At 52.2% G+C, this 24201-nt stretch carries 22 protein-coding genes; 16 read left to right on the forward strand and 6 right to left on the reverse strand.

What is annotated here, in order from left to right; genetic code table 11:
- Nucleotides 1–89: 89 nt before the first annotated feature.
- The 4 genes from ACFE8Q_RS03015 to ACFE8Q_RS03030 all read right to left on the reverse strand — a co-directional run bounded on the left by ACFE8Q_RS03015 (nucleotide 90) and on the right by ACFE8Q_RS03030 (nucleotide 4802).
- Nucleotides 90–605 (reverse strand): DUF4136 domain-containing protein, encoded by a 516-nt coding sequence (locus ACFE8Q_RS03015; protein ID WP_375444352.1) that lies wholly within the window; start codon nucleotides 603–605, stop codon nucleotides 90–92.
- A gap of 184 nt (nucleotides 606–789) precedes the next feature.
- Complete coding sequence (gene aroB / locus ACFE8Q_RS03020) at nucleotides 790–1815, reverse strand: 3-dehydroquinate synthase (protein WP_375443872.1); 1026 nt, start codon at nucleotides 1813–1815, stop codon at nucleotides 790–792.
- A gap of 107 nt (nucleotides 1816–1922) precedes the next feature.
- Nucleotides 1923–3782, reverse strand: coding sequence for a beta-N-acetylhexosaminidase (locus ACFE8Q_RS03025; RefSeq protein WP_375443873.1), 1860 nt, complete (start codon nucleotides 3780–3782; stop codon nucleotides 1923–1925).
- A gap of 45 nt (nucleotides 3783–3827) precedes the next feature.
- Entirely contained in the window at nucleotides 3828–4802 is a 975-nt protein-coding gene (locus ACFE8Q_RS03030; protein ID WP_375443874.1) for a metallophosphoesterase family protein, read from the reverse strand.
- Between the two features lie 186 nt (nucleotides 4803–4988).
- Here ACFE8Q_RS03030 and ACFE8Q_RS03035 point away from each other — a divergent pair, with 186 nt between their 5' ends.
- Nucleotides 4989–5672 (forward strand): alpha/beta fold hydrolase, encoded by a 684-nt coding sequence (locus ACFE8Q_RS03035; protein ID WP_375443875.1) that lies wholly within the window; start codon nucleotides 4989–4991, stop codon nucleotides 5670–5672.
- A 7-nt stretch (nucleotides 5673–5679) separates the two neighbouring features.
- On the opposite strand, the gene ACFE8Q_RS03040 is transcribed toward ACFE8Q_RS03035, so the two are convergent.
- Both ACFE8Q_RS03040 and ACFE8Q_RS03045 read right to left on the reverse strand, forming a co-directional pair.
- Entirely contained in the window at nucleotides 5680–6117 is a 438-nt protein-coding gene (locus ACFE8Q_RS03040) for an ABA4-like family protein (protein WP_375443876.1), read from the reverse strand.
- A gap of 182 nt (nucleotides 6118–6299) precedes the next feature.
- The gene (locus tag ACFE8Q_RS03045; protein ID WP_375443877.1) at nucleotides 6300–7058 is read right to left on the reverse strand and encodes an alpha/beta fold hydrolase; all 759 of its coding nucleotides are present in this window, start codon (nucleotides 7056–7058) and stop codon (nucleotides 6300–6302) included.
- A gap of 40 nt (nucleotides 7059–7098) precedes the next feature.
- Between ACFE8Q_RS03045 and ACFE8Q_RS03050 the strand changes: the two genes are divergently transcribed.
- The 15 genes from ACFE8Q_RS03050 (at nucleotide 7099) to ACFE8Q_RS03120 (ending at nucleotide 24192) form a co-directional block, all read left to right on the forward strand.
- Nucleotides 7099–7569 carry a MaoC family dehydratase gene (locus tag ACFE8Q_RS03050; protein ID WP_375443878.1) on the forward strand — a complete coding sequence of 157 codons (471 nt, stop codon included), beginning with the start codon at nucleotides 7099–7101 and terminating at the stop codon, nucleotides 7567–7569.
- 58 nt (nucleotides 7570–7627) lie between these two features.
- Nucleotides 7628–8365 carry a 3-oxoacyl-[acyl-carrier-protein] reductase gene (gene fabG, locus ACFE8Q_RS03055; RefSeq protein WP_375443879.1) on the forward strand — a complete coding sequence of 246 codons (738 nt, stop codon included), beginning with the start codon at nucleotides 7628–7630 and terminating at the stop codon, nucleotides 8363–8365.
- Between the two features lie 156 nt (nucleotides 8366–8521).
- A complete protein-coding gene (locus tag ACFE8Q_RS03060; protein ID WP_375443880.1) occupies nucleotides 8522–9691 on the forward strand; it encodes an acyl-CoA dehydrogenase in 1170 nt (389 codons plus the stop codon).
- Nucleotides 9692–9861: 170 nt separating this feature from the next.
- On the forward strand, nucleotides 9862–10788 hold the full coding sequence (locus ACFE8Q_RS03065; RefSeq protein WP_375443881.1) for a helix-turn-helix domain-containing protein: 927 nt from the start codon (nucleotides 9862–9864) through the stop codon (nucleotides 10786–10788).
- A gap of 1200 nt (nucleotides 10789–11988) precedes the next feature.
- The gene (locus ACFE8Q_RS03070; RefSeq protein ID WP_375443882.1) at nucleotides 11989–12486 is read left to right on the forward strand and encodes a T9SS type A sorting domain-containing protein; all 498 of its coding nucleotides are present in this window, start codon (nucleotides 11989–11991) and stop codon (nucleotides 12484–12486) included.
- Between the two features lie 76 nt (nucleotides 12487–12562).
- Nucleotides 12563–14356 carry a M3 family oligoendopeptidase gene (locus ACFE8Q_RS03075; RefSeq protein ID WP_375443883.1) on the forward strand — a complete coding sequence of 598 codons (1794 nt, stop codon included), beginning with the start codon at nucleotides 12563–12565 and terminating at the stop codon, nucleotides 14354–14356.
- A gap of 49 nt (nucleotides 14357–14405) precedes the next feature.
- The gene (locus tag ACFE8Q_RS03080) at nucleotides 14406–14684 is read left to right on the forward strand and encodes a hypothetical protein (protein WP_375443884.1); all 279 of its coding nucleotides are present in this window, start codon (nucleotides 14406–14408) and stop codon (nucleotides 14682–14684) included.
- A gap of 171 nt (nucleotides 14685–14855) precedes the next feature.
- The gene (locus tag ACFE8Q_RS03085; protein ID WP_375443885.1) at nucleotides 14856–15929 is read left to right on the forward strand and encodes an NAD-dependent epimerase/dehydratase family protein; all 1074 of its coding nucleotides are present in this window, start codon (nucleotides 14856–14858) and stop codon (nucleotides 15927–15929) included.
- A gap of 48 nt (nucleotides 15930–15977) precedes the next feature.
- The gene (locus tag ACFE8Q_RS03090; RefSeq protein WP_375443886.1) at nucleotides 15978–16946 is read left to right on the forward strand and encodes a GDP-mannose 4,6-dehydratase; all 969 of its coding nucleotides are present in this window, start codon (nucleotides 15978–15980) and stop codon (nucleotides 16944–16946) included.
- Nucleotides 16943–18448, forward strand: coding sequence for a hypothetical protein (locus ACFE8Q_RS03095; RefSeq protein ID WP_375443887.1), 1506 nt, complete (start codon nucleotides 16943–16945; stop codon nucleotides 18446–18448). Before ACFE8Q_RS03090 ends, ACFE8Q_RS03095 begins: the two co-directional genes overlap by 4 nt.
- A complete protein-coding gene (locus ACFE8Q_RS03100; RefSeq protein ID WP_375443888.1) occupies nucleotides 18427–19431 on the forward strand; it encodes a glycosyltransferase family 2 protein in 1005 nt (334 codons plus the stop codon). The genes ACFE8Q_RS03095 and ACFE8Q_RS03100 overlap by 22 nt, the downstream gene beginning before the upstream one ends.
- Before the next feature lie 16 nt (nucleotides 19432–19447).
- Entirely contained in the window at nucleotides 19448–21337 is a 1890-nt protein-coding gene (gene asnB, locus ACFE8Q_RS03105) for an asparagine synthase (glutamine-hydrolyzing) (RefSeq protein WP_375443889.1), read from the forward strand.
- 2 nt (nucleotides 21338–21339) lie between these two features.
- Nucleotides 21340–22278: a hypothetical protein gene (locus tag ACFE8Q_RS03110; protein ID WP_375443890.1), complete on the forward strand. Its 939-nt coding sequence runs from the start codon at nucleotides 21340–21342 to the stop codon at nucleotides 22276–22278.
- Nucleotides 22279–22405: 127 nt separating this feature from the next.
- Nucleotides 22406–23218: a hypothetical protein gene (locus tag ACFE8Q_RS03115; protein ID WP_375443891.1), complete on the forward strand. Its 813-nt coding sequence runs from the start codon at nucleotides 22406–22408 to the stop codon at nucleotides 23216–23218.
- The gene (locus ACFE8Q_RS03120) at nucleotides 23218–24192 is read left to right on the forward strand and encodes a glycosyltransferase family 2 protein (protein WP_375444353.1); all 975 of its coding nucleotides are present in this window, start codon (nucleotides 23218–23220) and stop codon (nucleotides 24190–24192) included. Before ACFE8Q_RS03115 ends, ACFE8Q_RS03120 begins: the two co-directional genes overlap by 1 nt.
- Nucleotides 24193–24201: the final 9 nt, after the last annotated feature.

Here is a 24201-nt window from a genome sequence, read left to right on the forward strand (position 1 = left end):
GTCCAAAGGTGCTTTGCCAGTTCACCAATCGTGAATGAGCAAGTAACTTTGGACCTTCGGCCGTTAAACCCTGAACGCCTTAGACGCTACTACCTTCCGTAGCCTGTATTATCGCTGTTGGTGGCCATCAGCGGGTACTGGTCGAAGATCGAGCGGACAATACCCTTGAAGTAGTTATTCTTGAAGTTCGCATTCCGCATCATCTTCGAGGCGTATCCTTTCCAGATAACCTGATACGATTCGGCGTCGATGAGGGAGATCATCAGCGTGCCTTCGTCGAGGTTATAGTCGACGCGTTTGTAGGTGGCGTCATCATCTTCGCGAACCACCCAATCTTTGATGATCGGTTGCTGATACCCCCGGAAACGGAGGTCACTGCGGAAGATATTGTATGAAACGAGCAGATTCGGTGCGCGGTTGCTGACCCGGTACCCCCGTGCTTCCATCTGATGCCGAATGGCGTCCTGAATATCGGAGCATAGTAGGGTAGAGTCAATAAATTCGCACTCCAGGAAATTGAATGATTTGTAGTCTTTGAAGTGGCCTTCATAACTATAATCATGTTCAACAAAAAGCTGGTTACCTCCCGGCGAACAGCAAACCATACTAAAACCGGCCAGTGCCAGTGCAACGAACAAGCCGAAAAATCTGCTCATAATTATGGAGTGTAAATGTTGTTAGTTCAGATACTTGTTAAGGTCAAGTGAAGAAAATGATGTACGCTTTCAACAGCAATCTACCAACTATTGTTTGGTGTTCCTACGGATAACGCAATGAATTGATAATTTATTAACCCCGATAATAATCAAGTGCTTGGCGCATCAATGTTTTAGTAACCGGTATATCGTAGGCACACTGGCCGGGTCCGTCAATCAGGGCCATTCGTACCTGACCAGCGCGGTTTTTTTTGTCCTGAAGCGTATTGACAAGGATCGGTTCCGTATCCTCAGTTTTCAGGGCAACACGACCATATACGGCGAAAAGATATTCTTCGATTTGCTCCAGCAACGATTCATCGATCAGGCCAAGTTGCAAACTAAGGTACGCTTCCATCACCATCCCGGCGGCAATGGCTTCGCCATGCAATAACCGACCTTTTGGGCGGGCCAGAAAGTGGGTTTCAACGGCATGTCCCAGCGTATGACCGAAGTTCAAAATCTTCCGCAACCCTTTCTCAGTTGGGTCCTGCGCTACCACCCGTTCCTTGATGGCTACCGAGTGCGCCACAGTCCGGTTCCAATCGAGGTCTTCCAGGTCGTAGCGACGCAGCCGCGCCCACTCGTCGGCGTCGGCAATGAGGCAATGTTTGATCACCTCGGCAAAGCCCGATCGCAGTTCCCGTTCGGGCAACGTACCCAGAAAGGCCGTGTCGATCAGTACGGCATTGGGTAACTGAAACACGCCGATATGATTTTTCAGCCCCTGAAAGTCGATACCCAGCTTGCCGCCAACACTGGCGTCGACCTGCGAAAGCAAGGTAGTGGGGAGTTGGGCAAAAGCGATCCCGCGTTTGTAGGTAGCCGCGCAAAAACCGCCCATATCGCCAATCACGCCGCCGCCGAGGTTCAATACCAGCCCGTGCCGGTCGAAACTGGCTTTTGTCAGGGCACCCCAGATGGTTTCGCAGGTAGCAAGGTGCTTGTGCCCCTCGCCCGCCGGAATACGGATCAGGGTATGTTTGGGCAAGAGCGGTTTCACCAGTGGGTAGCAATATCGGGCCGTATGGTTATCGACCAGCACCGCCACGGCCGACGGCTGTTGCTGCTCGATAAACTGCGGTAGACTTTCGGAAAGGGATGCGATGGATACAGACATGGGGAAATAGTAAAGGAGGTACGTTCTTTTAAAGGAAGAGGTTGCTTCGGCAGGCAACTTAATTGCAGGTACGTTGCTCTTTCTTTAAAAAGCAGCGTACCCGGCACTCATCGGGCTCGCGCCGCCAGATCGGCAACCGGAATATTGAGCAACTGGCCCACTTGCCTGCCGTCGCGGTAAGCGGCCACACGAAGGCGGTCGGCTCCCTTAGGGAAAACAAAGGGCTGACTATAACGGGGCGCAAGCGAATCGGGAATCGTGTTATCTGTGGTATAATACAGGTCGGTGTTGGTCAGTTCGTGGCTTATTAGAATATTGATCATACCCGACGTTTGCCGCTGCACGGTTACGTATGGATTCAGATAGCTTTTACTATAATTGACCCCCGCCACATCGAAGCGGGCAAAATGCTGCTCAACGCGCCGCACGAAATCGGGCCAGTTGCGGGCATTTTTGGGCGACCACAACACATCGGCGATGGCGAAGGCGCGGGGCCATACCATGTACTGGGCGTGGCGGGCGGTAGGCACAGACTCGGTCCAGAGGTTGGCCTGACCACCCAGAATCAACTCCGCCCGAACGCTGTCGGGCACTGGCTCAAAGGCATACGAGTTGCTCAGGCGACAATTGCCGTAGGTGCTCGGTTCGGCCGACGGGTCGCCCTGATACAGGTCTACGTAGCAATTTTGGTAGGGCGTCATAATCACCGGATGGCCCTGTTTAGCCGCCGCAATACCACCGTTCATGCCGCGCCAGCTCATCACGGTGGCGTTTGGTGCAAGGCCGCCTTCCAGGATTTCGTCCCAGCCGATAAGCCGCTTGCCTTTGCTCTGCACAATCTTCTCGACCCGTTGAATAAAGTAGCTCTGTACTTCTTCCACGGTCTTCAAGTTGTTGGCCGCCATCAATGGTTTGCAGGCGGCACACTGCTCCCAGAACCCTTTAAATGCCTCGTCGCCACCGACGTGGATATACGGACCGGGAAACAACTGGGCAATTTCGGTAAATACCTTATCGATAAATAGATACGTACTGTCGTTGCAGGGGTTCAGCGTATTGTCTTCCAGCTTGTAGAATTTGCCGTTCGGATAAATAGGCACCACTTTTCCGCTACACGTCAGGTTGGGATAAGCGGCAATGGCTGCCAGCATATGCCCCGGCATATCGACTTCAGGCACGACCATGATCTGTCGCTCGGTAGCATACTGAACCACTTCGCGAATATCATCCTGGGTATAAAAGCCGCCGTAGCTCTGCACTTCGCCGGGCACAGGGTTTTCGCGATCCCACCAGCGGCCGGTTCGCGGCGCGCGCCAGGCTCCCACCTGCGTCAGGCGGGGGAGCGCTTTTATCTCTACCCGCCAGCCCTGATCGTCGGTGAGGTGCCAGTGAAAGACATTGTATTTATAGCGTCCCATCAGGTCGATAAATTGCTTGACCTCTTCTTTCGTGAAAAACGACCGGCTCACATCGAGCATCATACCCCGCCAGCCAAACCGAGGCTGATCGCGAATAACAACGGCGGGAATCGTGCTTTTCTTCGCCGTCGCCACCGTCGTACCTGTAAACCGGAAACCGGGCCGTTCGCGCTCGGCGGGTAGTAGCTGCCGCAGGGTTTGCAAGCCGTAGAAAAGCCCCGCCGCTTCGGGCGCCGTAAGCCGGATTCCGGTTGGCGACACCACCAGTTCGTACCCCTCCCGCCCGATATTGGCTACCGGAGCCAGCCGCACGGTGATGTTGTTGGTAGGCTTGGCGAGGTCGTTGATCCGTAGGCCGGGCAGGTTGGTTTGCACCATCCGCCGCACCTCGGCCACAGGCGTGAGTACGGCTAGCTGCGTGTTTGCCGTGATCGTAAACTGGCCAGTTCCCGCCTGAACGGATTGGGGTTGGGGAATAAGTGCCGGTAGGGGACGTTGAGCAAAGGTGGGCAAGGTAAGTGTAAGCAGACCGACGAGAATGGCTTTCATGGACGAGCAGGTTGTCGCCACGAAGGTAGGTAAACCCACTGTCTCCTACCGATACGCGATGTATTGATTCTGAACGGTGCCGTCGTTGTATAAGTCCACCAGTGCGTAGCCGGCGGCGGTATGCTGGTAAGCACCAAACCACCAGGCACCGCTCACGGCTCCGTTGCAGTAGTAGCTAACGCCGTTATAATCAACGCGGTCGGTCAGGTGAATATGGCCGCTGAGGCAGGCCTTCACGTTGCGGTGTTTATCAAAGAGGTCGACCAGGCGCCGGGCGTCGGCGTGCATCCAGCGGCCAGGTACATTCCAGGTTTGCCCTTCGTACCGTTTTCCGTCGAAAAAGACACAGGCGGCCAGAATCGGAATGTGGGTAACAACCAGCACAGGTACGTTGGCGGGTGTTGCTTTCAGATCGTCTGCAAGCCAATCGTACTGGGCTTCGTCGAGATGGGCGGTGTACCAGCTTCCGTCGGCGTTGGCCTGCACGCTGTCGAGGATGATCAGGTGCCAGCCGTTTCGGTCAAGGCTATAATACGGTTTCGTGAGGGCCAGCTCGTCCATCGCCCACTTTCGTCCATCGCCCAACGCGGCGGCGGTCTCTTCGCGGCACCAGATGTCGTGGTTACCTACGCAACTCAGCACCGGCAGGCTATTGTCCTGTTGTAACACCTCGCGGTACAGGCTCCATTGCCGCTCCACGCTGCTACGGTTCCGGCCATGCGCCTCCATAATAGCATCGCCGCCGTTGATCAGCAGATCGGGCGGTGAGTCGAGGTTTTGCGCGTGATGCAGGCAGCGGGCAAATCCCTTTGCGGCACCCACTACCGACTGCATATGCACATCGGTGAGATGGGCAATGCGTAGCGAGCGGCTGGGCGCAAGGGCAGTTGGGAGAGGGGGTAGGTTTCCGGCCGATGCGTGCTGATCGGAGCAGAGGGGAATGGCGTGGGCGGTAAGCGCAGGCGCAGCCAGAGCGGCGAGACCAGCGCCCGCCCGTTTAATCAGGTTCCGGCGATTCATAGTCCGTTTTCTTGCCACAAAAGTCGGTTTGCACTGTGACCTGCGTGTTGATCTGCGGTTACGAATCTGTTAGGTATTATACCTAAATGCGCTTTTCGGTAACGATGCGGTAACACCAGCCTGCCTTATGCCCTATCTATCAACAACAAAAACGCGTACTTTAACCCCTTGAAACTCGTATTGGTTATGCTCCGCCTGATTTATATTCATGGGTATGTTGAAGACCCCAGTATTTTCGATAACCTGGCTCCGTTACTACCGGCCGAATCGGTGCTCAAACTCAATTTGCAGGACGAATTCGCCCGCTGGAATCCCGACGACCAGACCGTTAATGTATCCACATTGGCAACGTACCTGGCAAAGACCCACCAGATCAGCGCCAGCGACGTGGTGATTGGTCATTCAATGGGCGGCTGGATTGCGGCCAACCTGAAGGCGCAAACGGGCTGCCGGGCCGTTCTCATTGCGTCGTACACAGATCAGAAAAAACTGATCACGTTTACGCATAACATACAGGTTGTCAGGCTACTGCTAAAAGTAGGCGTGGTGCAAAGTCAGTGGTTTGCCAGGTATACACTGAAAAAATACCCGTTCAATGAATCGCGGGTATTGCATAAAACCCTGATTGGTACCATGACGAGCCAGCCCCGCAGATATATCTATCAGCAGTTGCGCGTATTACTGGCACCCTCTCCCATACCTCCCGCTTCACCAGATTTACGCATTCATGCGCGCCCCGATAACATTGTGCGCCGTCCAGACGAAGGGTATGTTGAAACCCCCGGCGACCATTTTAACCTTGTATTTTATCCTGACACCGTAGCCGCCCCGATTCTGGCCTTACTAAAGGGCATGGGGATTGCGGCCTAGCCAGGTCTTATGCCCCCTGTCGCTGGCTCGTTGCAGCCCGCACGATTACGTACAGCAGCATTCCCAACGGCCCGAGCATGAAGCAGAAGAGCAGACAGGGAATAAGCCAGCCGTGTGCAATGCCACGCTGTTGGGCGTCGCGCAGAATCCAGCAGCCAGCCACCAGGTCGAAAGCGAGGTAATGAATCCAGCCCGCCAGCATAACCTGTTCGCCGCCTTGTTGAAAGAGCGTCATCACGCCCTTCAGGGTAGCAAACGACATAAAATCGAGCGATCCGCCGGTGCTTGTGAACAGATAATAGGCGTACATAACCGCCAGCAAAGCGGGTATTACCAGCGTACTCGTCAGCCAGTTGGTGACCCGCCAGCGTGGTGCCGCCAGCATAAGTAACCATTGTGGGAACACCAGCGCATTGGCAATGGCGAAAGCATTTTCGTTCGACATATTGATTCTAAGTTCACGGTAGCAATACCTAAAGTAACACTTCAGTATTGGAGGGTAAATGGGAGTAATCCACAATAAATTAGGTTATCCACACTGATTGAGGGGCAAAGTGTGGATAACTCACGTAATTGTTTAGTATATACTGATCGAATGGGCCAGATGGGCATAACATTCTACTCGTTTTATAGTTGAGCAGCCACCCGGCGAACCAGCGACGTATGGCCGGTTGCCAGTATCGTTACTTCGCAGGCGGGTAAAGCCACCTCCAAAGGTCTGGTCTGTGCACGGGGTAGAACAGCATCGTACTCGCCTAAAAACAAACGTACCCGAATACCATTACCAGTCATAACGTTGGCGAAACTAGTCATGTCGGTAGTCAGCATTCGGAATCCCGTCCAGGAGCGGTAAATCTGATCACGCTGCTCAGGCGTTTGCATGGTAGCCTCCACAAAGCGGAGCAGGACCGCATTCAACACGCCAAGCCGAACCAGGCCGTGCCCGATCGACATAAAAAACGGGGTGTTTTTCAAAAAGAAACGGAGCAGGGCCCGCCCTACTCGGGAGGACGTACCCAGCTTGAACCACGGGTCCTGGGTAACGCCATCGGGAGCCAGCAAGAGTACCTCGTCGATGCGGGAGGCAAGTTCCTGAGCCGTAATGAGGGCAAATCGGCCGCCCATGCTAAAACCAATTACCGAAAACCGACTTATCTGGTGGGTGGCAGTAAATGCTTCTATCAAACTTTGCCAGTATGTTCGGGTTATTACCGCAGGCCACTGGGTGAACCGGCTTTTTCCGTGAAAAGGGAGATCAATGCTGTAAATAGTATGCGTTTGGGCCAATTGCGCAGCAATCGGCTCGAAACAACTGCTATCCTGCCCGATTCCGTGAAACGCCAGCCAGACGATTGGCCCGGTACCGTACTTTGTAAATGTTAACACCTGTTGGCGATTGGATTCCAGTTTCCAACGCCTAATCCCTATGCAAACATTCCCCAACCTGGAGGCCTTTGCCGCCCACGCCGGTCAGGAACTCGGCACAACCGACTGGGTTACCATATCCCAGGAGCAGATTCAGCTATTTGCCGATGCCACCGGCGACCACCAATGGATTCACCTCGAACCCGAGCGCGCCGTTCGTGAGTCGCCTTATAAAACAACCATTGCCCACGGATTTTTGACGCTATCGCTGGCACCGCGTTTGTTGTCAGCTATTTACAGTGTAGATTCGGTGAAGATGGCGATCAACTACGGCGCCAACAAGATCCGGTTTACCAATGCCGTACCCAGCGGAAGCCGGGTACGCATGAAAGCCTGGCTCCACCATGTTGAGCCAACAAATGCAAACGAGGGGTCAACTGGTGTTCGGGTCATCATCGAGTGCGTTTTCGAGGTAGAAGGCCAGACCAAACCCGCCTGCATTGCCGAGTTGATCATGTTATTGTTTGAGTAAATTACCCCATTCCTAACCCCTCCCCTTTAAAAGAGGGACTAGGGGAAAGGTCAAACTTATGCGCCTTAAAGATAAAGTTGCCATCATCACTGGCGGAGCACGCGGCATTGGCCGGTCTGCCGCCGAAATTTTCACCCGCGAGGGTGCTGCTGTCGTTATCTGGGATATGCTCGATGAAGGCGAAACCACCGCCCAAACCCTGCGCGATCAGGGGCATGATGCTACCTTCATGCGGGTAAGTGTAACCGACGTACCTGGCATAGAGGAAGCGGTTCAGTCGGTGCTGGAACAGCATGGCCAGATCGATATTCTGGTAAATAATGCCGGCATCACGCGTGACCGTACCCTTTTAAAAATGAGCCATCTGGAATGGCAACAGGTAATTGACGTTAACTTAACGGGCGTTTTCAACTGCACCAAAGCGGTGGTGCCGCATATGGTTGAACGGGGATATGGTCGTATTATCTGCACCTCGTCGGTGGTGGGCGTACACGGTAATTTTGGGCAGACCAACTACGCGGCAACCAAAGCGGGTGTGGTGGCTATGTGCCGGACCTGGGCCAAAGAACTTGGGTCGAAAGGCATTACGGCCAACGCCGTTGCCCCCGGCTTTATTCGCACCGACATGACTGATGCCATGCCCGAAGAAGCCCGGCAGGCCACGATTAGGCTGATTCCGGCCCGCCGGATGGGTGAGCCCGAAGACATCGCCAATGCGTATCTGTTCTTGGCCTCCGACGACGCATCGTTCGTAAATGGTCAGGTGCTGGGCGTGAATGGCGGGCAAGCCAGTTGATTTCGGATTGGGGATATCGGATGTCGGATTTGTTGCTGACGCATGGGCTTGCTCTAGCGTCAGCAACAAATCCGACATCCGATATCCCCAATCCGAAATTGTTATGCATGCATACTAATTTCCTTCGTAATTTTACTTCATCAAACCATAATCAGAATGACAACGGCACCCCATGACCTTCAGGGTCTGAATTTTAATCTGTCTGAAGAGCACCTCGCTGTTCAGGAGGCAGCCCGCGACTTTGCCAATACCGAATTATTGCCGGGTATTGTTGAGCGCGACAATGCCCAGCAGTTTCCTACCGAACAGGTACGCCGGATGGGCGAGCTGGGCTTTATGGGCATGATGGTCTCGCCCGAATACGGTGGCGGTGGAATGGATACCGTATCCTACGTGCTGGCGATTGAGGAGATTTCTAAAGTCGACGCGTCAGCTTCCGTGATTATGTCGGTAAATAATTCGCTCGTTTGTTACGGACTGGAGGCGTTTGGTTCGGAGGAGCAGAAGCAGAAATATTTGGTTCCGCTGGCGAGTGGTCAGATGATCGGGGCTTTCTGTTTATCGGAGCCCGAAGCGGGTTCTGATGCTACTTCGCAAAGCACCACCGCCGACGATAAGGGCGATCATTATGTGGTGAACGGCACCAAAAACTGGATCACCAACGGCGGTACGTCGGGCGTGGCGCTGGTGATTGCCCAGACTCACCGGGAGAAAGGCCACCGGGGCATCAACTGCCTGATCGTGGAGAAAGGAACGCCGGGTTTTGTGGTCGGTAAGAAAGAAGATAAGCTTGGCATTCGGTCGTCGGATACGCATTCGCTACTGTTTACCGACGTGAACGTACCCAAAGAAAACCGCATCGGCGACGATGGCTTCGGCTTTAAATTTGCTATGTCTACGCTTAATGGCGGTCGTATAGGCATTGCTGCTCAGGCACTTGGCATTGCGGCGGGCGCCTATGAGCTGGCACTTAAATACAGTCAGGAACGGAAAGCGTTTGGCAAAGCCATCTATGAGCATCAGGCCATTCAGTTCAAGCTGGCCGAAATGGCAACCAAGATCGAGGCCGCCCGATTGCTGGTTTACAAAGCGGCCCGCCTGAAAGATGAGCACAAAGATTATGTGCAGGCAGCAGCGATGGCCAAGCTATTTGCGTCTGAAATTGCCATGTGGGCAACCACCGAAGCGGTTCAGATTCATGGTGGTTATGGCTTCGTCAAGGAGTTCCATGTAGAGCGCATGATGCGGGATGCCAAGATCACCCAGATATATGAAGGTACCTCCGAAATCCAAAAATTAGTGATTGCGCGTGAGCTCGTTCGATAAGTAGTTTCTTAAAAAAACTATATTTTCATAAAGAGGTGGCCCTATTTTCAGCAGATAGGGCCATTTTTTTTTATCAGACGGAAACTTTTGTGCTTGTATTAGTTTTGTACAATTTATTAGTTTTGTGCAATATTGCAGCGCAACACGGCTTATGCAATCCGGTTCCGACTATGGAAGACTACAATAAGATTATCGAATCGCTGGGGGTGAAGTTTATCAAGGCACGGAATATCCGCATCCTGCAGCCTATTGTGATCAAGAATTTCTACGACGTAGAGAATACGTTGTTGATCCTATATAACGGTGAAGTGTCGTACGGTGATGAACATCAGAAGGTCGAAATTGGCGACATGTTGTTTATTCCCGGCGGCAAACACGTAACGGTTACGTACGGCGAACCGTCGAACCCCAAGCCGGTCACGAACGAGGAGTTCATGACCCATCGCGAACATTATTTCGAAGCCAACCGCGATCCAACGCGAATTGGCAACATGCCCAACTCGTTTGGGTACGTGTCCTTCGAGGCCAAAGTGTTCGATTCGGTGAACTTCTTCAACTCGCTCGACGTGCCGCCATTTATCATCAAGCATGACGAAACGCTGGCGCAGGCGATCCGGCAGATCCTTATCGAGGACATGACCGATATTGCCGGTAAGGGGCGGGTGATCAAGATCAAGACCGAAGAGATCGTAATCGAAGTTATTCGCTACATCCTCAAACAACGGCTGTTCGTTGAGCAGTTGGTTACCAATAGTACCTACTTCAAAGACCCCCGCCTGATCGACATCTTTGCTTACATCAAAGACAATATCGGTGGCGACCTCTCCAACAAGGTGCTTGCCAACGTAGCTAATGTGTCGGAAGATTATGTGGGGCAGTATTTCAAGATGCTGACGGGTATCAACCCACAGGATTACATCGAATACCAGCGCATGGAAGCGGCCGTAGGCTTGCTACGCACTAGCAAGAAAAGCATTCGGGCCATTGGTGCCGAGGTGGGCTACAAAGACACGGCGTATTTCTGCCGTCGTTTTAAAATGATGTTTGGTATTCCGGCCGGTAAAATGCGCCGTCGTGAATCACTGATGAACGTGTAGAATCGCGTAAAAAGATTAATTAACTGTACGTTAAAGGCCCGACCCGGATACTTCTGGTTCGGGCCTTTTGTGTTTGGTAAACAGATGGGAAATGGCATCAGGATAATGGAAACAAAAAGCTGATAATCAATTAGTTATCATATTTGAGTTGCTATTTTTTTACTTGCTATTTGATTTGTTATTTGGGGCGATTTGTCAACGCTATCCCCTAGTTTATAACCTATCAAATAACACTACTTTATGGACACATTATGTACTTACACAACAAACTTCGCAAATTCCATCTTACGCGTAGTTTGCTTGATTATCCTGACTTGTTCAGCCAGCGAAGCACAAAGTCTAGCAGGCTGGGCCTTCACTAACAATACTGCCCCAAGTTCTACCTCGCAGTCAGCTAACACTACTTCGCCAAATGCAACAACAGTCAATAGTTTTATTAATGCAATAGGAAATGTGAACAACGGTTATTTGGAAATGGATAACTGGCCTGTAACTCTTGATATCAATAAATATTTCGAATTTCAGGTTGTTCCCGCTACCAACTACAACCTTACCGTTACTGGCTTCAGTATGATTTTGTCCAGTAGCAGCACAGCTCAAGGTCCCAAAGATTATGCTATAAGAACAAGTGCAGATAATTTCGCTTCTACCATAGCAACCAATACAGGTATTGTAAATTCTGCTCAGACCTTTTCAGGTTCTATTTCTGGTATTCAACAGATTACGACTGCGATTACCGTGAGGTTATACTTGTATAATACTGTACAAACTTCGCGATTTGGTCGTGTAAGTAGCTTTAAGTTACTAGGCACTGTACAACGGCCTACCCTCACGCTTTCGCCAACATCGCTATCAGGATTTTCAACTACGCAGGGTGTTCCATCAGCAGCGCAGAGTTACGTTGTTTCGGGAAGTAGCTTAGTTGGTGATGCTACTCTTACTGCTCCTTCAGGTTATGAAATAAGTACAAGCCCGACAAGCGGTTTTGGCAACACGTTAACTCTACCTAACGTAAGCGGAGTGGTTACGAATACAACTATTTATGTGCGACTGACGGGTGCCGCCCAAGGTTCTTTTTCAGGAAATGTTAGTAACTCGTCTACGGATGCAGTTACCCTAAATGTTGCTCTCTCAGGCAGTGTCCAAGCATCATTACCCGTTGAACTCGTTAGTTTTCGCGGAAAATCAATTGCTAATACTGTGCAACTAGATTGGTCTACCGCCTGGGAACAGGTCGCCGACCGATTCGTAGTTGAGCGAAGTCTGGATGCGGCTGAGTTTGCCGAGGTAGGTACGTTGCCTGCTGCCGGAAACACGAACGGGCAACGTACCTACACGCTAACCGACGAAAAACCCAATGATGGAGCCAACTATTACCGCCTTAAACAGATCGATCAGGATGGCGCGGTGAACTACTCGAAAACAATTGCCGTAGTTGTTCGGACCGACCAGCCGTCTGTGGTTGTTTATCCGAATCCGGCAGACGGGCGGCAGTTGCACCTTCAGGTACGTAATCTGATTGCGCCAACGGCGGTGATACAGACAATGAATGGACAAGCTATATTCGGTAAGTGGCTGCCACGAACCGATACCGAAGCCACCTGGCAACCCGACGTACCCCTGTCGCCGGGCCTGTATGTGCTGACCGTGCGCGACGGTGCCATTCGGCAGACGGTGAAGGTGCTGGTGCAGGAATGATATTGGGTTGCCCCGCAACAAAATACCGGCTTTGGATGTCGTATACAAAGTCAGTGATGTTGTATCTTGACCCACTATGCAAGCTGAATTAACCCTCGCCCGCCCACCCCGGCACTTTCTGCCAGACACGTATGAACTCCACGAATGGGCCGACGTACAGACTTTCTACGATGACCTGCTGAGTCGATCGTTGCCCGATGCCGATGCGCTGCGGCAATGGTTCAGCGACCGCAGCGAACTGGAGTCCTATCTGTCCGAAAACTTCGCCTGGCGGTACATTCGCATGACCTGCGATACGGCCAATGCTGAACTGGTTGACCGGCTGAATTTTTTTATCGAAACCATTCAGCCCATGATGAGCACGCTGGGCAATGAACTGGATAAAAAAGCACTCGGAAGCCCGTGGCTGGCTGAGTTGACTGAGACCGCCGAACAGGTGATGCTACGCAGTATGCAGGTTGCCAGTGCCATTTTTCGCGACGAAAACGTGCCGCTGCAAACGGAAATGCAGACCGAAGAGCGGCAGTACGGTGCTATTGTGGGCGCGATGACTGTGACGGTTGAAACCGATGGGATTCGGGAAGAGGTTACCCTCCAAAAGGCATCCGACCTGTTGCAGTCGACCGATCGGGCGGTGCGGGAAAACGCCTGGTTTCTGATTCAGGATCGACGCTTCAAAGACCACGAAAAACTGGATGCACTGTTCGATAAACTGATCGAGCTTCGGCAGCAGATTGCCCATAATGCCGGTTTCGCCAATTTCCGCGACTACATGTTCGCCGCGCTGGGCCGCTTCGATTACACCCCGGCCGACTGCTTCACGTTCCACGAGTCGGTAGCGGAGGCTGTAGTTCCCCTGCTCAACGAACAGGCGACCGACCGGCTGGCCAAACTACAGCGCCTGGACGCCTCGGTGACGGCATTGCGCCCCTGGGATAGCAAAGTTGACCCGGAGGGCCATCCGCCCCTGGTGCCTTTTGCTACGGCGGCCGATCTGGTCGAGAAAACAATTCGCTGCTTCGATCACCTGGACGCTACCGGTGAACTGGGTGGTTATCTGCGCATTATGCGGAAAATGGCTCACCTGGACCTGGACTCGCGGAAGGGCAAAGCGCCGGGCGGCTATAATTATCCGCTCGAAGAAATTGGTGTGCCCTTCATTTTCATGAACGCCACTTCAAGCCTGCGCGACCTGGTGACGATGGTGCATGAAGGAGGCCACGCCGTGCATTCGTTTCTGACCCGCGAGCTACCCCTGAAAGCCTATCGCAATCCACCGATGGAGGTGGCTGAACTCGCGTCGATGTCGATGGAACTGATGTCGATGGATCACTGGGACGTCTTCTTCGAGAACCCGGATGAACTACGCCGGGCAAAACTGGCTCATCTGGAGTCGATCATCGAGACGTTGCCCTGGGTAGCCACCATCGACCAGTTTCAGCATTGGCTCTACGGCACCCCGCCAGCGTTGGGCGCGATTCATTCAACCGCCGAACGCCGGGCGGCCTGGGTACGTACCTACGACCGTTTTGCCGATCAATTGACCGACTGGAGCGGGCTGGATCATTACAAAGAATACGTGTGGCAAAAGCAACTGCACCTGTACGAAGTGCCGTTCTATTATATCGAGTATGGCATTGCTCAACTGGGAGCTATTGGCGTATGGCGCAACTACCGGCAAAACGCACAGGAGGGCCTTCAGGGCTATAAGGCCGCGTTGAAACTGGGCTATCAGGCACCCATCCGCGACATCTACGCAGCGGCCAATGTTCCGTTCGACTTTTCAAAGCAGCATATCGGCGAACTGATGGCTTTTGTACAGCAGGAAATTGGCAATCTAAAAAACCAATCGCCCACCCCTGTTGGCTAACCACTTTGTGATTACCTTTGCCGAACTTTCGATTCACAATCAAGCAGCTATGAAACGCGTCGTTTATATGGGAATGTTCGTACTGGCCGGTCTTTCGCTGGCATCGTGCGATTACCAGAAGAATAATACCATCCGTCAGGAAGATTTCCGCAAGAACGACTTCCGGGCGGGCTACAAAGCCGGTGACGGTGAAGTATATGGCACCGGGCCAGACTCGGCCGCCGTTCAATCGACCTATAAATACAAGCCAAATCCAGAGCTGGATGCCCGGACGCAGAAAATCCGTGAGAAGCTATTTGGGGCAGGCACCGTTGGCGAAGGCGCTTGATTTCGCCGGGCCGTCAGCTAAAAGGAGGCGATACCATAAGGTATCGCCTCTTTGTTTGTTAGGGAATGGTGAATGTGAATATAACTTTTTTGCGTTACTTTGCCCCACTACTAAGCCCGTTCAATTAGGATTTTTTGGATAGTATAGGCTGACAAACAAGGGTTTTCAGGTATGAATGTTGCATTAGTTACAGGTTCGGCAGGACTTATTGGCAGCGAATCAGTTGCCTTTTTTTCAGATAAGTTCGATCTCGTGGTGGGTATCGACAACAACATGCGTCAGTACTTCTTCGGTGCTGAGGGATCAACGGAGTGGAACCGCAACCGGCTGAGTGACGCGTATAGTAACTATACGCACCGCCCCGCCGATATTCGGGAAGTATCACAATTGGAACCGATCTTCAAAGAATTCGGTGCCGACATTAAATTGATCGTTCACGCGGCTGCTCAACCCAGCCATGACTGGGCCGCCCGCGAGCCATTTACCGACTTCACGGTAAACGCAAACGGAACGCTGAATCTGCTCGAAATGACCCGGCAACACGCGCCGGAGGCTGTTTTTATCTTTACATCGACCAACAAGGTATACGGCGACAACCCAAACTACCTGCCCTTGATCGAAACCGAAACGCGTTGGGAAATCGACGAAAACCATCCGTATTTCAAAGATGGTATCGACGAGTTTATGAGCATTGACCATACCAAACACTCGCTGTTTGGGGCGTCTAAAGTAGCGGCCGACATCCTGGTGCAGGAATATGGCCGGTATTTCGGCATGAAAACGGCAGTATTCCGGGGTGGGTGCCTTACCGGGCCGAACCATTCGGGTGCGCAGCTACACGGCTTCCTGAGCTACCTGATGAAGTGCGCCATCACGGGTACGCAATACACCATTTTTGGCTACAAAGGCAAGCAGGTACGTGACAACATTCACAGCTACGACCTGGTGAACATGTTCTGGCACTTTTACCAGAATCCAAGAGCCGGTGAAGTATACAACGCCGGTGGTGGTCGCCACGCCAATTGCTCGATGATCGAGGCCATCAAGGTGTGCGAAGAAATTTCGGGCAACACCATGAATTATACGTACTCGGAAACGAACCGGATTGGCGACCATATCTGGTATATTTCGAACCTGAATAAATTTAAAGAGCATTACCCCGGCTGGAACTGGACCTACGATTTGCAGCAGACATTGGTGCAAATCCACGATAGCATGGTGGCTCGGTTAGGGCAAACAGCCTAGTCGAGACAGTGGCCGTCGGCTGGTACCGGCGGCCACCCTTACTAACACATGAAACCTTCTACCCAATTAGTAGTCACTGGATGCGCGGGCTTTATCGGCAGTCACCTCACGGATCGGCTGCTCGACAGTGGATACCGGGTTATTGGCGTTGATAATTTCGATTCATTCTACCCACGCTCCGTCAAGGAGCGGAACGTATCGGGCGCGCTGAAGCACCCGAATTTTACGTTTGTCGAAGCTGATATTCGCGAAACCGACTGGTTGACGAAACTCGATGCTGATGTAGATGCCGTCATTCATATTGCGGCTAAAGCGGGCGTTCGTCCATCCATCGAGCAACCCGCCGATTACATCAGTACCAACATTGCCGGTACCAATAACCTGCTGGCCTGGATGCAACAACGGGGCATCCGCAAAATGGTGTTCGCCTCGTCGTCGTCGGTATATGGCAACAACGAGAAAATACCGTTCAGCGAAACCGACAGTGTCGAGCAGCCTATTTCGCCGTATGCGTTCACCAAACGGGCGTGCGAACTGCTAACCCACAATTACCATCATCTCTATGGGATGGGTATTGTCAACCTGCGGTTTTTTACCGTCTATGGCGAACGGCAACGCCCCGATCTGGCCATTCATAAGTTTGTGCGCATGATGGCTGCCGACCAGCCAATTCCTATGTTCGGCAAGGGCGACACCTCACGTGACTACACCTATGTGGGCGACACAGTAGCAGGCATCATGGCCGCGCTAACGTACCTGGACGCGCACCCAACAACCTACGATATTATTAACCTTGGTAACCACAGCCCGGTTACGCTGCAAACGCTGGTGAGCACGCTATATCGGCTGATGGACAAAGCACCGCAGATCGAGTACCTGCCCATGCAACCCGGCGACGTGGACCGCACCTACGCCGATGTGTCGCGGGCAGCAGAATTGTTAGGCTATAAACCAAAGGTGTCGTTGGAAGAAGGGTTGAGCCGCTTTGTCGACTGGTATAAAGCAACGTACCTATGACCAGCCCACGGTTGCTCAGGCCAGCCGGTAGTTGGCTGTACTGGACTGTCATTGCGTTGGTAGTAAAAGGCCTGTTTTTCGGTTGGTTCCTGACCCGGACATACTACCACGATATCGACGGTTTCTGGGGACAGAGCAACGGGGATATGATGACGTATATTCAGCCCGTCGAAAGTTTGCTGGCTCATCATGGTTTTCAGACCGACGTACGAATGCCCGCTTATCCGGGCGTGTATCTGGCATTTCGGCTGTTTTTTAAGCCAGCCGTAGCCTGCAATCTGGTTATTCTGCTTCAACTGATCGTATCGGCGATCTCGGTCTACGTGCTGGGTCTGTGTGCGCGTCATCTGTTTCAGAACGAACGCGCCTTCTACTGGGCTTACTCTATTTACCTGTTCAGCACATTCGTCAGCGTATTCGACGGTTATTTCCTGACGGAGAGCCTGGCTGCTTCGGCCTCGGTCTTCTTCCTCTATAGCTGGCTCCGGTTTGAATCGAACCCGACCCGATGGCTACCCGCAATGGCCGCAGGTACGTGGATGGCGTGGTCGATCTTTCTGAAACCAGCCCACGCGCCCCTGTTGGCCGTTCCAATAGCCATATGGGGGCTCCGCTGGTTACAGAAACGACTGACAGTCAAGAGCCTCATTCGGTACAGCTTCCTGTTTTTACTGCCGTTTGTATTGGCTGATGGTGCCTGGATGGTGCGCAACTACCGGAGCTACAGGCAGGTAATTCCACTGCTGAAGAGTCCCTGGTATCCCGAAGGTTTCTGGCCCGCCAATTACTTCGACCTAATGGCGTTTTGCCAAAGCTACGGTGAAGATTTTTCGTACTGGTTCCCAAACGCGGGTATCCGGTGGATACAGGGTTGGGGAAACGGTAACTTTCTGCCGCCCGTGCGCTGGTATGTAAAAGAAGACCTTGGCCCGCCCCCCAACTACGTCTACACGTCGAAATTTACCCTCGATTCGATCACGTCAGTGCGGAATCTATGCTATCGGCTGGGCAACGGGCCGGTGCTCGACTCGGTTCAGCGGAGTGCCATATCGGCTCAGATAAAAGAGAAGATGAACCGGTATACACGGTCGGTGCGGGAAGACAATCCGTTGGTGTACTATGTCTGGGCGCCACTCCGTTATACGGGTACGTTCTTACACGGAACCTGGGGGTATACCTTCCTCGACGATATGGTCCGGTCGCAGTGGCCCCGGTTCCTGCTTCGGCTTTATCACTACGCCTTCATTCTGATTCCAGGATTAATCGGGCTAATTTTACTGACCCGGCGCGGACTTCGGCGCGATGATCGGCTGCTGGTTATTCCACTTTCGTTTGCCTACTGCCTGGTGGTGTATGTGCTGGTATTACGCCATCCTGAAACACGTTACCTGGCTCCCTTTTATCCGTTTCTGGTCTTAAGTGCCGTCACTACATTTTTGTCAATCGTTCGTTCGAGACAGTCTCAAAACCGTACAGTTACATGGCCTACCTCTCCGTTATAGTTCCAATTTATAATGAATCGAAAAGTATTCCCATCCTCTTCGATACCCTTGAAAACGCCATCGGGCAGTATGATTATGAGATCATTGCCGTAAACGATGGCTCAAAAGACGACTCGCTCGATCAGTTACGGATCGTCTGCGCCCGCAACAAACGGGTGAAGGCCGTTAACTTCAAGCGTAACTTCGGGCAAACGGCAGCCATCAATGCTGGTATTCAGCATGCATCGGGTGACGTAATTGTGCTGATCGACAGTGATCTGGAGAACGATCCGAACGACATTTCAAAACTGGTCGATAAGCTCGATGACGGGTATGACGTAGTGAGTGGCTGGCGGCAAAATCGATGGAAAGGCGAATTTCTGACGCGTAAACTGCCTTCGATGACGGCTAACAAGTTGATTAGCAGTATCTCAGGCGTTCCGTTACACGATTATGGCTGTACGTTGAAAGCCTACCGTCGGGAAGTGATCAGAGATGTGACGCTCTACGGACAGATGCACCGGTTCATTCCAGTCTATTGCGCCTGGCAGGGTGGTAAGGTGACCGAGATGCCGGTAAACTACCAGCCACGTCAGTTTGGAAAAAGCAACTACGGTATTTTTCGAACCTATAAAGTAGTGTTGGACCTGGTACTGATCAAGTTTTTGGAAAAGTACATGCAGCGCCCTATTCACTTCTTCGGCGGGGCCGGTATTCTGGCTTTTCTGGTCACGTTTGTGGCAACCATCATGGCCGCCTATTTTAAACTAACGGGCCAGAAAGATTTAGTTGAAACGCCATTGCCTACCATTGCCTCCATGTTTTTTGTGGTGGGCATTCAACTCGTGCTAATGGGCGTTATTGCTGAAATCCTGATGCGAACCTATTACGAGTCGCAAAACAAAATGCCGTATAGTGTAAAAGAACTGATCAATTTCAACGTACCTGGCGAAGCGGCTGACCATGCAGAGACAGTGCAGTCTGAGCGGTTACGATTGAGATAATTGACTTGATAAAATTATGTGTGGACTAGCAGGGTTTACGGGGCGCGGCACGGAGACGGATATGCTACGCATGATTCGCCAACTGAATTATCGGGGTCCTGATTTTCAGGGCGGCGATTTGAAGACTGGCCGTTCAGGTGAATCTGTTGGGTTAGGCCATGCCCGCCTGAGTATCATTGACTTAAGTTCAGGGGCAAATCAGCCGTTCTACACTGAAGACCAGCAAATTGGTATGGTCTTTAACGGCGAAATTTACAATTATGTTGCGCTGAAAGAGGAATTGCAAGCGCTGGGTAAATACCATTTTCGCACTACTTCCGACACCGAAGTACTGCTGTACCTCTATCAGGAATATGGCGAGAAGTTGTTCGATAAGATCAACGGCATGTTTGCGTTTGCTATCTACGATTTCCGAACTGGCAAAACGATGCTGGCCCGCGACCGGATGGGCAAGAAACCCCTGCACTACAGCGTCATCGGCGACACACTTATTTACGGCTCGGAACCGAAGGCGTTGCTTCAACATCCTTTAGTGAGCAAAGCCATCAGCCCCGACGCGCTGAATGCCTACCTGACGTTTGAATACGTACCTACGCCCTACAGCATCTACAGGAATATTCAGAAACTAGAGCCCGGCCATTATCTGCTGTTTGAAAATGGGAAAGTAACCGTCAACCGGCCCTTCTGGACCATCGAGTTCAACCACCAGCCCATTTCATTCAACGCGGCTCTGAGCCAGTTTGACGAACTGCTGAATGACGCCACGGCCTCCCGGCTGGTCGCCGACGTGCCATTGGGCGTATTCCTGAGCGGCGGGCTGGACAGTTCAGCCATAGCGTATTATGCGCAGAAGAACAGCGAGAGCAAGATCAAAACGTTCTCGATCGGCTTCCAGGAAAAATCGTACGACGAAGCCGATTACGCCCGAGCAGTTGCCAAACACTTGGGCACCGAGCATTACGAGAAAGTACTGACCGCACAGGACTCGCTCAACCTGCTACCCGACATTACGGCCAAGCTCGACGAGCCCTTTGCCGATGCGTCGATCATTCCAACGTACCTGCTGTCGCAATTTACCCGCGAACGCGTAACAGTGGCGCTGGGCGGCGACGGGAGCGACGAATTGCTGGCAGGTTACCCCACCTTCACCTCCGATTATGTTCGGGGCGTGTACGGGTCGATGCCACGGCCTATAAAATCACTGGCCAACCGCGTAGCTGAATTGCTGCCGGTCAGTGATAACAACATTAGCCTTGATTTCAAAGCCAAGCAATTTCTGAAAGGATTCCAGGAAAAACCGGCTTATACACACACGCTTTGGCTCGGCAGTTTTTCACCGGCCCAAAAACAGAAGTTGCTGAGTGCCGATGTGCAGGCTCAGTTGACGGACAAAACGGGCTTAGGCCTGATCGACAAACACCTGGCCGATCTTCCCGCTAACACTGACCCATTCGACCAGACGTCGTACATCTATTACATGACGTACCTGCTTGATGATATTCTGGTGAAAGTTGACCGGGCCAGTATGTATAATTCGCTTGAAGTACGGGCGCCTTTCCTCGATTACCGCATCGTGGATTTCGCCAACAGTCTCCCCGAATCGTTCAAGCGGAAAGGGTTGACGGGCAAATACATTCTGAAAACGCTGATGCGTAACAAGATTCCTGATGATATCATTGATCGCCCCAAAAAAGGATTCGGCATACCGCTGTCGCAATGGTTGCGCAACGAACTCCGCCCCCTGTGCGACGATCTGCTGTCGGACGAATCGCTGAAGCAGCACGGACTATTTAACGCTGGTTACGTTCGGCAGCTTCAGCAGGAACACTATGCCGGCAAACAAAACCACCGCAAACTGCTCTGGACACTCATGGTGTTTCAGCAGTGGTACAGACATTATCATTGAGTATGAATTGGCAAAAAAAAGGCGTCGTTTATAAACCCACCGGGGAATTCTCATTCAGTCAGACGCACGCACAAGTACCGTTCGGTTTCCCGATGGACGACCGGCTGCGGGTTTATTTTTCAACCCGCAACAAAGACATTCAGTCGGCCACTTCGTTTGTTGAACTCGACCCCGACGACCTGTCGAAGGTGCTGTACGTACATGATAAACCCTGCCTGACCAAAGGCGAGGTAGGTACGTTCGACGAGAGCGGAGCCATGCCGTCGTGGTTTTTGCAGGTAGAAGACGAGATCTGGCTGTATTATACCGGCTGGAATAAGAGCGAAACGGCTTCGTATCGGCTCGGTATCGGCCTGGCAATCAGCCGTGATGGTGGTCTCACCTTCGAGCGGAAGTTTACCGGCCCTCTGCTGGATCGGTACATCTTCGATCAGGTGTGGGTGGCTCAGCCCTGTGTCATCCGTGAACGACCTGATTTGTGGCGCATGTGGTATCTGTCATGCACCAAGATCGAAGTAATCGACGGGCATCCCGAGCCATTTTATGATGTGAAATACGCCGAATCGACGGATGGTATTCACTGGAATCGCACGGGGCAGGTTTGCGTTGGGTACGATGCGTTCACGGATGCGATTGGCCGCCCAACGGTGTTTCGCGATGGTGATCTTTACCGGATGTACTTTTCGTACCGGAGCGCCACCAATTACCGGACCGACGTACGGAAAAGCTACCGGATCGGCTGTGCCGAATCGACGGATGGCATCAACTGGACCCGGACGGATGACCAAGCAGGCATAGAGCGGTCGGAGGAAGGGTGGGATTCAATGATGATGGATTACTGCCACATCTTTCAGCATCGCAATCAGTGGGTCATGCTGTATAACGGGAATGGCTTCGGCGCTTCCGGTTTTGGTTATGCGTTGAATCAGCCTGAACCTTGAGCAAAATCAGGACGTTGGCTTAACTGATCGCCTTAAGTTTGTACGTTTCCACTCGCTAAGAAACTAGTCTATCACTGGTTTCTGGGTTGGTTGACGGCTAACTTGTCTCACAATATCATAACTCACTATGCAGGAGGTAGCTAAGTACATCATCAAAGTTAACGCCGACATAAAGGACGGGCATATCGTGCCTGAAATACCCTACGAAGAGGTAATGCGGCTGGTAAATGAGCCAAACATCGTTATCATCAAAACGGGATTTGCGCCTGAAACGCTTCGTAGCGTGATTGATGGCACCCGCGCCTGGGCAGCAAAAACGCCCCTCGCCGAGGCCCCGGATACCTTCGACAATAACCAGCATAAGCAACGGCTGCACATCGCCAAAATTCAGCAGGCCCCGCAGCTATTTCACGACCACACGTTCGACGCCATTCTTGACCTCGACGACGAATTCCGTCAGACGCTGCTAACTGTGTTCGACCCGGTTCGCGAATTCTGGAACAGTATCACGGGCAATAACGAGTCGTTCGGTATTCGGAAAGGGCAGCCGTATTTCCACCCACAGGTGACGCACTACCCATTGGGTGGCAGTTTCTTTGGGCGGCACTGGCACCCACTCAACCCGCAAAAAGTGGGCATGATCCTGGCCTTGAACCAGTACGGTAACGATTACCATTCGGGGGGAACCGGATACGTGATCAATAACCACATTGTAGAGACCGAAGGGTACCAGGATATGGGTGATATGATCCTGTTCCGATATGATCTACCCCACTGGGTAAGTCCATCCAGTTTTGCCGATCGCTTCAGCTGGGATAACCCCGCGGGGCGCTGGGTTTCTATTTTACCATTTTATGACCCCTGGGCCAAGCCTGCCGACAATGAAGAGCCGCAGGGTTGGAGCAAGCAAATTGTGCAGGCGAAAGAAGTAGCCGTTTGATGAAGGTAAAAGTTAGTGTACTGATTATCACGTACAATCAGCAGCGATTCATCCGAAAGGCGATAGATAGCGCCCTTGCTCAGCAGACATCGTTTCCCATCGAGATTTTGGTGGGAGACGATTTCTCCAGTGATGGAACGCGGGCCATTATTCAGGAATACGAACAACTGCATCCGGGCCTTGTCAAGGGGGTGTTGCACCCGCGAAACATGGGCAAGAACGGGGGCATCAATTTCCTGGAAACGCTCAAGTTAGCCGCTGGCGAATACTACGCGCTGATGGATGGCGATGACTACTGGACCAACGACCAGAAGCTGCAAAAGCAGGCCGATTTTCTGGATGCGCATCCAGACTATTCAACGGTTTTCCATAACGCGCTGATCACCTATGAAGACGGTACACCCGCACATGTGTTGAACGGCCCCGAAACAAAGCCTTTTTTCACGATCGATGATCTGATTGGCGAGGAGGAAATCTGGTTTATGGCCACGTCGAGCACCATGTATCGCAACAGCATTCGCGAGTATCCGGCCTGGTTCATGGAATCGGTGAGTGGTGATATTCCGCGGTTGATCCTGAAAGCGAAGCAGGGAAAAATTGGTTACCTGCCCGATGTGATGTCAGTCTACCGCAAGAACAACAACGGCACCAGCTTTACGGATAAATACGACGACGCCAATTTTCTGCGCAATCGTATTGCCATGTATGAAGCCATTGGGCGGGAACTGGCCGGTAAGTACGACGATAAGCTGAAGCGTAATATTGCCCGGTATTACCGCTGGATGCTGGATAGCCATCAATACCGCGACCACTATTATCCACGCAACCTGCTGGCTATTAAATACTTGAGATTAGCGAAGCCGCCGGAAGATGAGTGGAAGGAAATTGTACAGGAATACATTGTACCGGCGCCATTAATGCGGCTTTATAGTGCGCTTGCTATTCGTCTGGGCCAATTGCGCCGTCCTGGCTGAGTTTTAAAC

It is taken from the genome of uncultured Fibrella sp., assembly GCF_964250085.1.
Taxonomy (GTDB): Bacteria; Bacteroidota; Bacteroidia; order Cytophagales; family Spirosomataceae; genus Fibrella.

Excerpts from the sequence above, each read along its gene's own strand:
- ACFE8Q_RS03030 (WP_375443874.1), bottom strand. The coding sequence starts at position 4,802 with ATGAATCGCCGGAACCTGATTAAACGGGCGGGCGCTGGTCTCGCCGCT.
- ACFE8Q_RS03115 (WP_375443891.1), top strand. The coding sequence starts at position 22,406 with ATGCAGGAGGTAGCTAAGTACATCATCAAAGTTAACGCCGACATAAAG.
- ACFE8Q_RS03025 (WP_375443873.1), bottom strand. The coding sequence starts at position 3,782 with ATGAAAGCCATTCTCGTCGGTCTGCTTACACTTACCTTGCCCACCTTT.
- ACFE8Q_RS03095 (WP_375443887.1), top strand. The coding sequence starts at position 16,943 with ATGACCAGCCCACGGTTGCTCAGGCCAGCCGGTAGTTGGCTGTACTGG.
- ACFE8Q_RS03065 (WP_375443881.1), top strand. The coding sequence starts at position 9,862 with ATGGAAGACTACAATAAGATTATCGAATCGCTGGGGGTGAAGTTTATC.
- ACFE8Q_RS03060 (WP_375443880.1), top strand. The coding sequence starts at position 8,522 with ATGACAACGGCACCCCATGACCTTCAGGGTCTGAATTTTAATCTGTCT.
- aroB (WP_375443872.1), bottom strand. The coding sequence starts at position 1,815 with ATGTCTGTATCCATCGCATCCCTTTCCGAAAGTCTACCGCAGTTTATC.
- ACFE8Q_RS03085 (WP_375443885.1), top strand. The coding sequence starts at position 14,856 with ATGAATGTTGCATTAGTTACAGGTTCGGCAGGACTTATTGGCAGCGAA.
- ACFE8Q_RS03090 (WP_375443886.1), top strand. The coding sequence starts at position 15,978 with ATGAAACCTTCTACCCAATTAGTAGTCACTGGATGCGCGGGCTTTATC.
- ACFE8Q_RS03075 (WP_375443883.1), top strand. The coding sequence starts at position 12,563 with ATGCAAGCTGAATTAACCCTCGCCCGCCCACCCCGGCACTTTCTGCCA.
- fabG (WP_375443879.1), top strand. The coding sequence starts at position 7,628 with ATGCGCCTTAAAGATAAAGTTGCCATCATCACTGGCGGAGCACGCGGC.
- ACFE8Q_RS03015 (WP_375444352.1), bottom strand. The coding sequence starts at position 605 with ATGGTTTGCTGTTCGCCGGGAGGTAACCAGCTTTTTGTTGAACATGAT.
- ACFE8Q_RS03035 (WP_375443875.1), top strand. The coding sequence starts at position 4,989 with ATGCTCCGCCTGATTTATATTCATGGGTATGTTGAAGACCCCAGTATT.
- ACFE8Q_RS03080 (WP_375443884.1), top strand. The coding sequence starts at position 14,406 with ATGAAACGCGTCGTTTATATGGGAATGTTCGTACTGGCCGGTCTTTCG.
- ACFE8Q_RS03040 (WP_375443876.1), bottom strand. The coding sequence starts at position 6,117 with ATGTCGAACGAAAATGCTTTCGCCATTGCCAATGCGCTGGTGTTCCCA.
- ACFE8Q_RS03120 (WP_375444353.1), top strand. The coding sequence starts at position 23,218 with ATGAAGGTAAAAGTTAGTGTACTGATTATCACGTACAATCAGCAGCGA.
- ACFE8Q_RS03100 (WP_375443888.1), top strand. The coding sequence starts at position 18,427 with ATGGCCTACCTCTCCGTTATAGTTCCAATTTATAATGAATCGAAAAGT.
- asnB (WP_375443889.1), top strand. The coding sequence starts at position 19,448 with ATGTGTGGACTAGCAGGGTTTACGGGGCGCGGCACGGAGACGGATATG.
- ACFE8Q_RS03050 (WP_375443878.1), top strand. The coding sequence starts at position 7,099 with ATGCAAACATTCCCCAACCTGGAGGCCTTTGCCGCCCACGCCGGTCAG.
- ACFE8Q_RS03110 (WP_375443890.1), top strand. The coding sequence starts at position 21,340 with ATGAATTGGCAAAAAAAAGGCGTCGTTTATAAACCCACCGGGGAATTC.